Source organism: Sporosarcina sp. FA9, assembly GCF_051550205.1.
Classification (GTDB): Bacteria; Bacillota; Bacilli; order Bacillales_A; family Planococcaceae; genus Sporosarcina.
On the sequence record NZ_CP188819.1, the window covers coordinates 1,729,077 to 1,742,540 of the forward strand.

Here is a 13,464-nt window from a genome sequence, read left to right on the forward strand (position 1 = left end):
CTCGAGCTTCAACGTCCATCCACGTTATGCGTGGATAATTAAACTATACAAGATTCGACAAGTAACGTCAATGATTTTACTAAATCTTCAGACAGCTATTCACAAAAAAATGTATGAAACTGGGTGATTTTTTGAAACAGCTTATTGAAAACTGTAAAGAGTGCGTACTAAGTATATATGAAAGTTTTGATGCAAGCCATGATTACGCTCATATTGAGAGAGTCTTGAAAAATGCCGAGAAGATTATGACTACTGAACCTTTGGCCAATCAGGCAGTTGTTCGATTGGGTGTCCTTTTGCATGATGTAGAAGATGCTAAGTATTACTCTGAGAAAAATCCAACAAATTTTGATATTTTGACTTCATTAGGTGTTGAAGGTGAATTAATTGAAGAGATACTACATTGTATTCTTAGTGTTTCTTTTAGTGGGGGCAATGAAAAGGAAATTACGTCACTTGAAGGTGCTATCATTCGTGATGCGGATCGGCTTGATGCGATTGGTGCTATCGGAATTGCAAGGACATTTGCCTTTGGTGGAGCTAAAGGCCGTAAATTATACGACATTGACGAAGTGGTCCGTTTGAAAATGTCAGAAATGGAGTACCGCCAAAGGGGAACTGCATCTGTTACGCATTTTCATGAGAAGTTATTATTATTGAAAGATTTGATGATTACTGAAGAAGGAAAAAGGCTTGCTGAGGAGCGTCATGCTTTTATGGTTCTATTTTTAGAGCAGTTGGAGAATGAAGTTAACAAATAAGATGTTTACTTCTTAAACTATGAAAAAAATCTAAAGATGTCAATGGCATAAAAAAATGTGTTCCGCACATATTAAATAATACGCTTAAGATATTCAGCCATTAATAAAAGGAGAGGAAGGAAAATCAATAAACGAGGTGTTTTCGAGTGAAATGTTTGAACAGAACTTTTTTAGTGATATCGTTCTTGCTTTTATCTACACTTTATGTTGAAGCTGAGGAAATACAGAGCCGTGAGGAAATTTTGGAAGAACGAATGAGTTATTATGTTAAATACTCTAATTTAGCAGTGCCTTGGTATTACTTGGCGGCTGTGGATCAGTTTGAGAGAAATATACAACAAGTTCGTAGTGATCTTACTCGAAAGGACGGACCGGTTGCACTTCAGTTTTCAACAGATTTCTGGGTAGGTCACTTAAATCCTTTCCGAGAAGATACGTCTGAACTTTCAATTGCTTTTTTTAATGGATTCGGCCAAGACGGTGACAGTAACGGTGTTGTTGATATTGATAATAATGAAGATATCATGTATACAATGGCAACCTTTTTGGGTGAAAAAGGATTTAGTGAAGAAAGTTTTAAATCGGCATTAAAACTATATTATGAACGTGATGAAAGTGTTAATCAAATAATAACAATAGCTAAAATTTATAAGGAAACACAAACTTTACACTTGGACAAGCGAGTTTTTCCGCTACCTGTTCGAAACAATTATAGTTATCAAGGAACTTTTGGTGGTAAAAGAGGTTGGGGAGGACGCAGAATTCATGAAGGAACAGATTTATTTGCATCTTATGGTGTTCCAGTAAGAGCTGTGACTTATGGTGTCGTAGAAATCATGGGTTGGAATGATTATGGTGGTTGGCGCGTAGGAATTCGTGATGTACATAATACGTATATTTATTATGCACATTTATCGGGATTTAATAAGGAGGTCAAAGAAGGTGATGTTGTAGAGCCTGGGACAGTTCTTGGTTGGGTTGGAAGTTCAGGCTATGGGAAGGAAGGTACTTCCGGTCTTTTTCCACCGCATCTTCACTTTGGAATGTACAAATACAACGGTAAAACTGAGTGGGCATTTGATCCGTTCCCTTATTTAAAAATTTGGGAACAAAGAGATAAAAATAGTCTCAAATAAATCGGCATCCCAGAAATTAGAGCGAAAATCTAACTTCTGGGGTGTTTTTTCTATGGAGTAATCCAAAGGTGAACTTAAGTTGATATCTTTTTTTGGAGTTTAGAAAAACATAATGTTATTGTTTTACAATGTTAAAACTGTATTAAATAGCTTTAAGAATTTGAAGTGATAAAGTGAATATGTATTGGTGCACTTTCAAATTTTCTGTATAATGGTTTTTAGAACGTGTTTTTAACGAATAAAAAAGTAGTTGATAATTTTTATATACTGATTCGGTAATTTTTTAAGGGGGTAGACGTAAAGTTCTTAAGAGTTTATTAGGCAAGGATCGATGGATTATGAGGTTCTTAAAAATGCTTTTGCAAGTTCTTATTTTATGTGGTTTTGTTATGTTGGGAAATTGGTTACATGAATATTTTCAATTACCATTTCCGGGTAGCATTATTGGTCTCGTATTACTCTGGGCTGCCCTGACATTAAAAGTAATACCTTTAAAGTGGATTGAATCGGGTGCGTTTTTTATATTGTCGTATTTACCTTTATATTTTATACCCCCGATTGTTGGCGCAATTAATTATGGACATATATTTATTGGAAAAGGTTTGTTTTTGATTTTCATAACGATTGCGAGTACGATTCTAACACTAATAGCATCCGGTTGGATAAGCCAGATTCTTGCAAAACAATCCGCTAAGAAAAAGGAGCGATTGTCTTGCAAACTATAATAATTTCGCTATTTTTTATACTTATTACGATTGTCATTTATTATGCAATGAATGTAGTTTATTTTAAATTTCAACGCGATTATCTATTGCCAATACTTACTTCAACTGTTGCAATTATATTTATTTTAATTGTATTTAATATTCCTTATGAAACGTACATGATGGGTGGCAAATACATTGATATTCTGCTTGGCCCAGCAATTGTAGCGTTGGCGATACCGCTTTATAAACAACGCGAAGTACTTAAACAGAACTTTGTGCCGATTATTGCTGGAATAACTGTTGGCGTCGTTATTGGTATGAGTAGCGGCATAATTTTTTCGAAAGCCTTTGGATTTAGTACAGAAATTATTCTTACCCTTTTACCAAAGTCGATTACTACGCCAGTTGCAATTCAAATTGCATCAACGATTGGTGGAGTTTCATCTTTAACTGCGGTTTTTGTAATGATAGCCGGTTTCACAGGAGCAATACTAGGTCCGACATTATTTAAATTTGTAAAGGTGGACACCGCCATTGGACAAGGTATTGGATATGGGGCTGCATCTCATGTAATTGGAACTTCGAAAGCTATTGAATACAGTGAAGAAGCAGGGTCTATGAGTTCGGTAGCAATGATTCTGTGTGCAGTAGTAGGTTCGATAATGGGCCCCCTTATGACTTGGATTTTTTTAATGTAATATTAGGATAAACGATTGGTGATTATTAGGAGGATGAAAAATGGATTTAGGTTTAAAAGGTAAAGTGGCTTTCGTTTCTGCTTCAAGTAAAGGGCTTGGTAAAGGGTGTGCACTTGAGTTAGCAAAAGAAGGTGCCCATGTAATAATTTCTAGCCGTTCCGAGCAAGATTTAATAGAAACAAAACGAGAAATTGAGGAAGTTGCAAAAGGGAAAGTTGAGTATGTTGTTTGTGATGTGACGAAACATGAGGATATTCAAAATGCGATTGCTTTTGCCAAGGAGAAGTTTGGTAAGGTTGATATTTTAATTAACAATGCAGGTGGACCAACAGCAGGTGATTTTTCAAAAATGACGGATGATGACTGGTATGCTGCATTTGAATTGAATTTATTAAGTTATATTCGTTTTATTCGTGAAGTACTACCAATGATGAAGGAACAACAACATGGCCGAATCATCAATCTGGCATCTTCTTCTGTAAAGCAACCAATATCCGGATTAATCCTTTCCAATACTTTTAGACCTGGTGTAGTAGGGCTTTCCAAGACCCTTTCAGAGGAGTTGGGACCTTATAATATTCTTGTAAACACGGTTTCTCCAGGGAGTATTGCAACGGATCGGTTAATTAGTCTGAATCGCATTCGATCTGAAAAAACGGGTGTGTCAGTTGAAGAGATTGAAAAGAATACTAAAATAGGGATTCCGCTTGGTAGATATGGAGATGTGAGTGAGTTCGGTAAGATGGTTGCTTTTTTAGCGTCAGATGCAGCATCTTATGTGACAGGGAGTTCGATATTAATTGACGGAGGAAGTGTGAAGTCGATTTAGTCTAGGTATCTGAAAAATGGAGGGGGGAATTTCAATGGGACAAAAGTTAATGAAATCTTCTACTGATAAGGCGCTATATGGAGTGTGTGGTGGAATAGCCGAGTTTTTTGGTATTTCTTCTTTTGTTGTAAGACTAATATTCGTCTTTACTGCTTCAGTTTCTTTTTGGGTATATGTTTTTCTTTTATGGGCATTAAAAGAAAAAACGGTTTTATAATATTTGTGAATAATGTTGGAATCGATTTCATCTTTCGCAAAAGGTACGAATGAATTGTATGTATAAAGACTGGTTTTTCTATGTATCCTAAAGTACACGTGAAAAAACGCTCGTTTTACAGAGCGTTTTTTTTTATGTCTTTTAACTTGATATTTTGTGTTTAAGAATCAAGTAATTCAATTGTGGTACCTTTGCTTAGGGTAGAGCGACTTAAGTAACGGTAATCATATGAATTCTATACATTTTACTTTATGATTACTCGATAAGAATTTTTGCGTCTCTTAAAGCTTTTTCCGCAGACTCAATTTGTTGCTCACTATCCGCAATAATGGTATGTGAGTGAATTCCGTCGGTCAACTCCAATAAGAATGTTGCGTTTGTTTGATGGATGTTCTTTATGAAGTCCACTACTTCACTACGGTTTGAAACCATGACAGAGGCAGTTAAATCACCATATACCGGGTGCTCCACTTTTACATCTTTTACCGTAATTCCATAATCTACAAGCATCATTAACTCCTCCTCCGTTTGTTCGGGAGAATGTTTGCAAACGATGATTTTTTCAATTCTATTTGGTTCTTTGAAAGGATGCATATACAGATATCCCCGACTGGTTGCCATAATCGGTTCGCCTTTAGCTTTCAATAAAGTGATATCTCCAACAATAATTTGTCGGCTAACATTTGTTAAAAGACCCAGTTCACGGCCTGAAATAGGTAAATCCGAATTTTTTAATGTCGAAACGATAAACTGATGACGATCGTCCCCAAGTATTTTTTCATTTCCACTCATTTACTTTCACCCCACATTATATCTATCTTTTAGTTTATCATACGAATTCAGCGAGTGCCTTAGATTGTTCGACATTTAATCGAATTTGAATAATACAGTTTGCTAGTTTTTCAACACTTTCAAATGTTGTACTTTTGCCAAAAGAAATTCGTATGAACTCTCTTGCTCGCTGTGGTTCGATTTGTAAAGCCATCATTACTTTGGATGAAGATTGTTGTCCTACTTTGCAAGCACTACCGGTTGAAATAGCAAATCCATTTCGATTTAATTCAAGCATCATCAACTGACCCTCCATATTATGTACGCGAAGACCGATAATCTGAGGAAGCTGTTTCTTCGTATCCTGACAATTGTAAACTGTAAATAATTTTGGATAATTGGATAGTATTGATAAAAAGGTTTTTCGCAGTCCAGTGAAACGGTCGAGCTCATACTTGCTATTTATTGCCGCAGTTGTAAAAGAAGCTATTCCCGGGACGTTGACAGTACCACCTCGAAAAGTAGATTCATGCACAAGCCCTGGAAAAACCGCAATCAGTCGATGTTTAGGATGTATATAAGCAAAACCAACACCTTTTGGACCGTAAACCTTATGAGCAGAAACGGTTAAACTATCTACATTTTGAGCGACAGATTTTAAGTCCATTTTTCCAAACGATTGTATGCAATCACTGTGTAAAAGAATTCCATGTTTTTTCACCAATACTGAAATATCCTCTATCGGTTGAACGGTTCCGATTTCAGGATTCACATGTTGCACACTAATAAGTATCGTGTTTTTTGTAATCTCTTTTTCTAACACATTCAGATCGACAAGGCCGTCTTTGTTGAATGGGATTTTCGTGATTTTAAAACCATCTTCTTGTAAATATTCTAGTGCCGAGTCGATTGATGGGTGTTCGCCCAATGTTGTGATTATATGGTTACCTTTCGAGCGATTTGCTTTTGCAAGTGAAATAATTGATAGTAGATTGCTTTCAGTTCCTCCAGATGTGAAATATATTCCAGCAGATTGTACACCAAGAAGTTCCGCAAATTTCAATCGACTATAAGCCAATATGTTTTGTGCTTCTGCTCCAACTTCGTGTAAACTGCTTGTATTTCCATAACAAGACATTGAAAGTTTAGTATAAACACTAGCCGCCTCTAAATTAAGAGGTGTTGATGCTGCATAATCAAAATAATACATAGAATCATCCTCCGAAAATAAACTTATTTATAGATTCATCTTGTCATATAAAGAGTAATATGTAAAGATAGGTGTCAAGACACTAGTTTGTTTGGGAGGATATCGGTGGAAAAATACAATCATATCATTATCGGAAGTGGAATTGCGGCATTGCAACTTGCAACGCATTTAAATAAATCATCCAAAGTACTTATTATTACGAAGTCTAAATTAAATGAAAGTAATTCGTACCGAGCTCAAGGTGGAATTGCTGCTGCGATTGGAGATTTGGATCATCCCACATTTCATTATAAAGATACACTTAAAGCAGGTTGCTTTTTTCAAAATGAAAATGCTGTAATGGAACTTGCTCAAAATGGCCCTAGAATCATAAAAAGTTTAAACGGCAACGGTCTTCTTTTTGATGAAGATGATAGTGGTGATTTTTCATTAGGCATGGAGGGTGCGCATAGTCAAAATCGGATTCTGCATTGTGGTGGCGATGCGACAGGAAAGCATATTATGAATCATCTCTTTTCAGAAATTCCTCCACAAATTGCCATTGTCGAAAATGAATTCGTTTTTGAGCTCATCCTGAATTCTGATCGAAATAAATGTATTGGAATTAAATCTATGGATGAAAATGGTGAAGTCCATCATTATTTTGGTCAAAACATCATTTTAGCAGTTGGTGGAGTGGGAGGATTATTTTCATATACATCCAACGAAAAGTCGATTGCTGGCGATGGTATTGCACTTGCTTATCGTGCAGGCGCGGAAATTGTTGATATGGAATTCATTCAATTTCATCCGACGCTTCTTTTTGTGGATGGGGAAACTAGAGGTTTGATTTCCGAAGCAGTCAGGGGGGCCGGTGCAAGGCTTGTAACTGCACCTGGAGTTTATTTAATGGATGGAAAACATACACTTGGTGACTTGGCACCCAGACACATCGTAGCCAAAGAAATCTTTAATCGACGAGCGTCAGGTGTAGATGTATTTTTAGATATATCTATGATCCCTGATTTTGAAAAGAAGTTTCCTACAGTTTCAAAAATTTGTTTAGAAAATGGTGTTGCACTAGAAAGTGGTTTACTTCCCGTCGCACCCGGCTGTCATTTTCTGATGGGTGGAATTTCCGTCAATGAAGTGGGCGAGACATCTGTAAACGGTCTATATGCAATTGGTGAAACTGCATCAACGGGAATTCATGGCGCGAATCGACTGGCAAGTAATTCATTGTTGGAAGGTCTTTATTTTGGAGAGAAGTTAGCGACATACTTAAATAAGCTGAACGTATCGAATGAATTCATATCCATAAATGAAGAGGGAGTACTAAATCGTGATCAGCTTTTCATTCCAAATAAAAAAGAAATTAAGGAAAAGATGATGTCCCATGCAGGAATTATTCGAACAAATTTAGAGCTTGTAGAAATAGAGGGCTGGCTTACTCAATTTAGTGTACAAGACAATGCGCTTGATAAGTACAGTAAAGAGCAAATCCAAGTTTTGTTTATGGTGCAATGTGCAAAACTAATCGTGAATGGTGCACTATTAAGGGAGGAAAGTAGAGGTGGCCATATCCGCGCTGATTTCCCTTCTGAAAGTCAATGTTGGCAAGAAGTCCATATCGTTCAATCAAAAAATGGAATTGAAATGAGGAGGAGAACAAATGAACGACATCAAGTTGAAGTCCATGCTTGAACAATTTTTTATAGAAGATATCGGGGATGGCGATTTGTCGAGCATGACACTCTTTCCAGAGGAAGTACTTGGAGAAATGGTGTTCGTCGCCAAGATGGATGGAATATTTTGTGGCAATATAATTGTTCAATTAGGATCGAGTATCGTTGATCCTTTCACAAAAGTAATATCTCATGTTAGTGATGGAGACTACATAAGGGAAGGTGATGAAATCGCAACATTTCAAGGGTCTGTTCAAAGTTTACTCAAAAGCGAACGCGTTCTACTCAATATAATCCAACGAATGAGTGGAATTGCAACCGAAACTAACGAGGTTGTTCAACGTGTAAAAGGAACAACTACTAGAATCTGTGATACACGAAAAACGATGCCGGGACTTCGCATGCTTGATAAGTACGCTGTACGAATGGGCGGAGGTAGTAACCACCGAAGCGGTTTATTTGATGCAGTAATGTTGAAAGACAATCATCTTGCTTTTGCAGGTTCAATTAGTAAAGCGGTGGAAACCGTAAAGCTCAATATAGGACATACAGTAAAAATAGAAGTAGAAATTGAATCATACGAACAACTTAAAGAGGCGGTAGAGGCGAACGTAGATATTATTATGTTTGATAATTGTACGCCAGAGCAAATTGCGGAATGGAAAGTAATTGTGCCAGATTCAATTATTACAGAAGCTTCAGGCAATATTACAAAAGAAACTATTTACGAATACGCTAATGCTGGGGTAGATTTCATATCACTAGGTTACTTAACTCACTCGGTCCAAGCATTTGATATTAGCGCAGTCGTTTCAATTAATAATGATTTATAGGAGGATTATTGCATGTCAATCTTACAGTATTTTGAAGAACAAAAAAGCGGTACGTTACCAGACAAATATCGTGATCTTTCACAGGAAGAAATGGAAGCGCGAATTACAAAAATAAAAGAACAGTTAGGAGAGAAACTTTTCATACCTGGACATCATTATCAAAGAGATGATGTTATTCAATTTGCGGATTCAGCAGGGGATTCATTGCAACTGGCTCAAATTTGTGCGGATAATGAAGCAGCTGAACATATCGTTTTTTGTGGAGTGCACTTTATGGCAGAAACAGCTGATATATTAACTACAGACAAACAAAAAGTGTATTTACCGGATATGCGTGCAGGTTGTTCGATGGCGGATATGGCGGATATATTCCAAACAGATCGTGCATGGGAGGCTCTTGAGAATTTATTTGGGGAGACGATTGTCCCTTTAACATACGTAAACTCAACTGCTGCCATCAAAGCATTTGTAGGGAAAAATGGTGGAGCAACCGTGACATCTTCCAACGCACATGCAATGGTTAAATGGGCCTTTACACAAAAAGAACGAATTCTGTTTTTACCTGACCAACATCTTGGGAGAAATACAGCATTTGATGTAGGTGTTCCGCTAAATGAAATGGCGGTTTGGGATCCAATTAACGATAAGTTGGTATATGAAGGATCTATTAAAGATATAAAAGTAATATTGTGGAAAGGGCATTGTTCCGTTCATGAAAAGTTTACGATTCAAAATACAATCGATGTTAGAAATGAATACCCTGAAATGCGGATCATCGTTCATCCGGAATGTTCACGTGAAGTTGTAGCATTAGCGGATGATAGCGGCTCAACAAAGAATATTATCGATAAAATAAATGATGCAAAACCAGGAAGTCAGTGGGCCGTTGGGACAGAAATGAACTTAGTCAACCGACTTATTAAAACCCATCCAGACAAGCATATTATTTCATTAAATCCAAGTATGTGCCCGTGCTTAACGATGAATCGAATCGATCTTCCACATCTACTATGGAGTTTAGAAAGCATTATTAATGGGGAAACAATTAATCAGATTATTGTAGATGAGGAAACAACGAAGGGTGCAATTATGGCCTTAAATCGTATGTTGGAACGAGCATAAAGGTTCTGCTCATTTTGTGAACTTAATCAAAAAGCATCGGTGCTCTATTATGGTGCTGACCCCTGAAAGTTAGATTTTAACTCTAACTTTCGGGGTGCAGCACCTATTCCGATGCTTTTTGGTTATTTTAAATTAGCGCAATGAAATTTAAGTTCATCCCACACTGCTTCTGAAAAAGTAGATACTAAATATGTTAAGTGGTTAACACCAACATCAATGCTTTTTCCTGAACGGAAATGTGTAAAGGAGTCGTTAGAATGACTTCTCCGTCTAAAACAACTTGGATGGGTCTGTCCGTTTGTATCGTAATTTCTTTACCTGTTTTATAAGTAACACCTTTACCAAGTATTATTCGACCCTTTAAAAGTGCAGGAAAGGACCGAAGAAGGACTGTCAAACGGCCCACGCCACTTACCATTGTAATGTTTAGAAAGCCGTCTGTGGGTGATGCAGTAGGACACACTACTAATCCTCCACCATAAGAAGTGGTGTTGCCAATAGCGGTAAGCCATGAATTTTGTAGTGAAAATTCTTTTTCATCAATAACTACTTTCGATGTGAATGTTTTATATGTCATAAGTGCGAAAACAGCAGCAATCGTATATACGGATGAACCGAGTTTTAATTTATTCAAAATAGGCTTGTAACTTGCTTTATTTGCACGTTCTCCGATTGTAGCGTCAATGCCTATGCCGACAACTGTGACACCGTATCTGCCATTCACTTTTAATAAGTCTATGGAAGTGGTTCGGTTTTCCATGAGTTTTTTTACAAAAAGATCTGCGTTTCTCGTCAAGCGAAACATTCGTGCAGTGTCATTTCCAGAACCTGTTGGAAAAACCGCTATAGGTACTTGAGTGCCAGCGATTTCTTGAATGACCGAATTCACAGTTCCATCACCGCCAATAATTACAATTGCTTTTATATCATTCGTTTTTAGTTGTTGTACAATAAAGTCGCGTGCTTCTTTCTCTGAATTACTTAAAATCGCTTTATATTCTATATTGGACTGGATCTTTTTCTCAATTTCATTCCATAGCGGTAAAGCTTTTCCATTTCCCGAAATGGGGTTAATAATAAATAAATACAAAAACCCACCTCATCCCTTTTTCTTTAGAACGGAAGAAACACGAGGCTCTTCGCCTATTATTAGTCTTTTGATATTTTCTACATGTTTAGAAACGGCGATTAAAAATAAACCAATTGCAATAATTACGGGGTAAATACCTGGTGTATTAAAAACTGCTAATGCAATAAATGTGATATATAGAATTAGTACACCAAATATCAAGAAATCGGTAGCGAGTGAAATAACGACAAATAATCCAAGTGCGATAAGTCCGAATCGCCAGTCAATCGATAAGAGTACCCCAATAACGGTCGCGGTGCCTTTACCTCCACTAAATTTCATGTAAAACGGATAAATATGACCGATAATAATTGAAGCACTTAAAATGAATAGTAAGATCCAAGTCATTTCCTTTGGTAATTCAAAGCGTTCGATTATTATTTTCAAAGCAATTACTGGAAAGAAAGCTTTTCCTATATCAATTGCTGCTACGAGTGCGCCGAATTTTAAACCGAGAACAATTGTCGCATTGGAAGCCCCAGCATTTTTAACACCTGCTGTTTTTAAATTAACACCGGATAATCGTTGAGCAATTACAGAGCCGTGTATACAGCCGATAAAATAACCGGAAATCATAATAAAAAAAAACCAAGTATACAAAGAGAACCCTCCTGAATAATTTTCTAAGATGGATTAATAACTCATATATACATATAGTATCCAACTTTTAAAGTAGAATAGCAAACTACGTTTCATTGTTGGGAATGCATATTGAATCCTGAATTAATTTGTGAAACTTCAATATATGATTCAACAATATGCTATCTTTAAGAATAGAAATTAGGAAATGGGGAATCGATTTGATGAGATATACGATGTTGTTTTTTCTGTCCTTATTTTTAATAGGTGGCTCTATGTGGATGTTGTTGGATTATTTTATACCAGGAGCAGGCCTTTTAGGTAACGAAAAACTGACAGTAAACTTTTGGATGATCATTGCGAGTAGTATGTTAATTGGTGTCTTTAGTTTAAGACGTGCCTATCAGTTATATAAAATAGATACCTTTAAAGGCTGATTTAAGGAACGCTTAAAATGCACGGTATCTGTTGGGAATAGATACCGTGCATTTTTTTCGTTAATGGATAAATACAATGACGACAAAATAACTGATCATAGCAATCAAACCGATTGGAACGCCAAACCGAGCCCATTCCAAACTTGTAATATTTAGTTTTCCAGCTGCAATAATGTTAGGAATATTGCCCGGTATAAGCATTCCTCCGCTGATTAATAAACCAAGTAAGATCGCTTTTATTGTAAGAGAATCCATTGAAGGGCTAATTTCTGCGGCAGCTAATGTTGCATTATCAAGGATTGCTGAAATCATATTGATCCAATAGAGGGTATATGGATTTAAGTCGAGGAGGTACTTATTTATGAAAGGTTCGAACCCAGACCCAAGAAACGTCAAAGCCATTACAAATAAATAAATTTTAAAGCTTCGAACAATGATTTCCGAATAAGATTCCTTTTTATGCTTCAATTTCTTCTCGGCGGACATTCTTTTAGGAGGGGAAACCATTAAACCCGCTAAAAGACCAAAAATAATAACTCCAGGGATGATATCAACCGCGAGTAGGTTGAATAAATAAAGAAACTCCTCATTCAATTTACTTGTCGCAATGGTTGAGAGTGGTTCACCAATTGGGGTTAGGACTGCACCAAGGCCGATTGAATAACAAGCTAAAATCACAAGACGGATTGTGGATTTTCGGTCAAGTCGTAAAACTGTTACGAATGCAACGAGCACAATTGCTGCAATAATCGCAGTAATCACGCTTGAAATTAGTCCGAGTAGTATTACGAAAAGTCCTATAAATAATCTGAACGGCATGGCTTTACTTATCCTGAGAATTCCTTTTTCGATTGGTTTTTGCAACCATCTAAATAATAGCCCAGCAATGAGAACGGCTAGAGTGATGTGCAACGGATCTTCCAAAGCTTTTATAAGTAGAGTTTTGTTTAGCACTTGGCTGACGAGAACAGCTGCAATTCCCATTGCAAATAAAAACACTTCCAAATTTTTTTCTACAACTTTCAAAGTGAATGGCATAAATAACACACATAGTAAAATAAGTGTTAACCCTAGTATCATTGGTAGGCTCCTTTTCTTTTACTCATTATATCACTAGTGGAGAATTGAATATGAGAGTTTTGATGAAAATGTTTTCTTGTAAATTCACTTGCTTTTGTAGTTTTTACAGGATATCAGGTAGTCTAAAGGTTATATCCGACATTATCGATTGTATATCCGACGTTTCAAACGATATATCCGACAGTTTTAAGGTTATATCAGACACTTCGATGCTTATATCCTCAAACCATGACCATTCACCTACAGTGTTCGCTGATAAATACAGTAGATTTATGATTTACTTCTTTAGTT

At 36.6% G+C, this 13,464-nt stretch carries 15 protein-coding genes; 10 read left to right on the forward strand and 5 right to left on the reverse strand.

Going from position 1 to position 13,464, the window contains the following annotated elements; all coding sequences use genetic code 11:
- Positions 1-131: 131 nt before the first annotated feature.
- The 6 genes from ACP8HH_RS08440 to ACP8HH_RS08465 all read left to right on the forward strand — a co-directional run bounded on the left by ACP8HH_RS08440 (position 132) and on the right by ACP8HH_RS08465 (position 4,348).
- The gene (locus ACP8HH_RS08440; protein WP_438318571.1) at positions 132-761 is read left to right on the forward strand and encodes an HD domain-containing protein; all 630 of its coding nucleotides are present in this window, start codon (positions 132-134) and stop codon (positions 759-761) included.
- 155 nt (positions 762-916) lie between these two features.
- The gene (locus ACP8HH_RS08445; protein ID WP_438319081.1) at positions 917-1,897 is read left to right on the forward strand and encodes a M23 family metallopeptidase; all 981 of its coding nucleotides are present in this window, start codon (positions 917-919) and stop codon (positions 1,895-1,897) included.
- Between the two features lie 338 nt (positions 1,898-2,235).
- Positions 2,236-2,622 carry a CidA/LrgA family protein gene (locus ACP8HH_RS08450; protein WP_438318574.1) on the forward strand — a complete coding sequence of 129 codons (387 nt, stop codon included), beginning with the start codon at positions 2,236-2,238 and terminating at the stop codon, positions 2,620-2,622.
- Positions 2,610-3,302, forward strand: coding sequence for an LrgB family protein (locus ACP8HH_RS08455; protein WP_438318577.1), 693 nt, complete (start codon positions 2,610-2,612; stop codon positions 3,300-3,302). Before ACP8HH_RS08450 ends, ACP8HH_RS08455 begins: the two co-directional genes overlap by 13 nt.
- 40 nt (positions 3,303-3,342) lie before the next feature.
- Entirely contained in the window at positions 3,343-4,131 is a 789-nt protein-coding gene (locus tag ACP8HH_RS08460; RefSeq protein ID WP_438318579.1) for an SDR family oxidoreductase, read from the forward strand.
- Between the two features lie 34 nt (positions 4,132-4,165).
- Entirely contained in the window at positions 4,166-4,348 is a 183-nt protein-coding gene (locus ACP8HH_RS08465; protein ID WP_438318582.1) for a PspC domain-containing protein, read from the forward strand.
- 255 nt (positions 4,349-4,603) lie between these two features.
- Here ACP8HH_RS08465 and ACP8HH_RS08470 read toward each other — a convergent pair whose 3' ends face one another.
- Positions 4,604-5,140 (reverse strand): transcription repressor NadR, encoded by a 537-nt coding sequence (locus ACP8HH_RS08470; protein ID WP_438318585.1) that lies wholly within the window; start codon positions 5,138-5,140, stop codon positions 4,604-4,606.
- 37 nt (positions 5,141-5,177) lie between these two features.
- Positions 5,178-6,329, reverse strand: coding sequence for an IscS subfamily cysteine desulfurase (locus ACP8HH_RS08475; RefSeq protein ID WP_438318588.1), 1,152 nt, complete (start codon positions 6,327-6,329; stop codon positions 5,178-5,180).
- 105 nt (positions 6,330-6,434) lie between these two features.
- Here ACP8HH_RS08475 and nadB point away from each other — a divergent pair, with 105 nt between their 5' ends.
- Genes nadB through nadA form a run of 3 tightly spaced genes read left to right on the forward strand, consistent with a single transcriptional unit; the run spans position 6,435 to position 9,948 of the window.
- On the forward strand, positions 6,435-8,012 hold the full coding sequence (nadB, locus tag ACP8HH_RS08480; protein ID WP_438318591.1) for an L-aspartate oxidase: 1,578 nt from the start codon (positions 6,435-6,437) through the stop codon (positions 8,010-8,012).
- Positions 7,981-8,826: a carboxylating nicotinate-nucleotide diphosphorylase gene (nadC, locus tag ACP8HH_RS08485; RefSeq protein ID WP_438318594.1), complete on the forward strand. Its 846-nt coding sequence runs from the start codon at positions 7,981-7,983 to the stop codon at positions 8,824-8,826. The genes nadB and nadC overlap by 32 nt, the downstream gene beginning before the upstream one ends.
- Before the next feature lie 12 nt (positions 8,827-8,838).
- Positions 8,839-9,948: a quinolinate synthase NadA gene (gene nadA / locus ACP8HH_RS08490; protein WP_438318597.1), complete on the forward strand. Its 1,110-nt coding sequence runs from the start codon at positions 8,839-8,841 to the stop codon at positions 9,946-9,948.
- A gap of 193 nt (positions 9,949-10,141) precedes the next feature.
- Here the strand turns inward: nadA and ACP8HH_RS08495 are convergent, their stop codons facing one another.
- Both ACP8HH_RS08495 and ACP8HH_RS08500 read right to left on the reverse strand, forming a co-directional pair.
- Complete coding sequence (locus ACP8HH_RS08495; protein WP_438318600.1) at positions 10,142-11,038, reverse strand: diacylglycerol/lipid kinase family protein; 897 nt, start codon at positions 11,036-11,038, stop codon at positions 10,142-10,144.
- Between the two features lie 9 nt (positions 11,039-11,047).
- Entirely contained in the window at positions 11,048-11,677 is a 630-nt protein-coding gene (locus tag ACP8HH_RS08500) for a glycerol-3-phosphate acyltransferase (RefSeq protein ID WP_438318603.1), read from the reverse strand.
- A gap of 200 nt (positions 11,678-11,877) precedes the next feature.
- On the opposite strand from ACP8HH_RS08500, the gene ACP8HH_RS08505 reads away from it, so the two are divergent.
- Entirely contained in the window at positions 11,878-12,093 is a 216-nt protein-coding gene (locus ACP8HH_RS08505) for a hypothetical protein (RefSeq protein ID WP_438318606.1), read from the forward strand.
- 60 nt (positions 12,094-12,153) lie between these two features.
- On the opposite strand, the gene ACP8HH_RS08510 is transcribed toward ACP8HH_RS08505, so the two are convergent.
- The gene (locus ACP8HH_RS08510; protein WP_438318609.1) at positions 12,154-13,173 is read right to left on the reverse strand and encodes a DUF1646 family protein; all 1,020 of its coding nucleotides are present in this window, start codon (positions 13,171-13,173) and stop codon (positions 12,154-12,156) included.
- Between the last annotated feature and the right edge of the window lie 291 nt (positions 13,174-13,464).

Bases quoted from the DNA above. Each gene is read 5' to 3' on its own strand.
- nadC (WP_438318594.1), top strand. From the start codon at position 7,981: ATGAACGACATCAAGTTGAAGTCCATGCTTGAACAATTTTTTATAGAA.
- ACP8HH_RS08475 (WP_438318588.1), bottom strand. From the start codon at position 6,329: ATGTATTATTTTGATTATGCAGCATCAACACCTCTTAATTTAGAGGCG.
- ACP8HH_RS08450 (WP_438318574.1), top strand. From the start codon at position 2,236: ATGAGGTTCTTAAAAATGCTTTTGCAAGTTCTTATTTTATGTGGTTTT.
- ACP8HH_RS08510 (WP_438318609.1), bottom strand. From the start codon at position 13,173: ATGATACTAGGGTTAACACTTATTTTACTATGTGTGTTATTTATGCCA.
- ACP8HH_RS08465 (WP_438318582.1), top strand. From the start codon at position 4,166: ATGGGACAAAAGTTAATGAAATCTTCTACTGATAAGGCGCTATATGGA.
- ACP8HH_RS08470 (WP_438318585.1), bottom strand. From the start codon at position 5,140: ATGAGTGGAAATGAAAAAATACTTGGGGACGATCGTCATCAGTTTATC.
- ACP8HH_RS08460 (WP_438318579.1), top strand. From the start codon at position 3,343: ATGGATTTAGGTTTAAAAGGTAAAGTGGCTTTCGTTTCTGCTTCAAGT.
- nadA (WP_438318597.1), top strand. From the start codon at position 8,839: ATGTCAATCTTACAGTATTTTGAAGAACAAAAAAGCGGTACGTTACCA.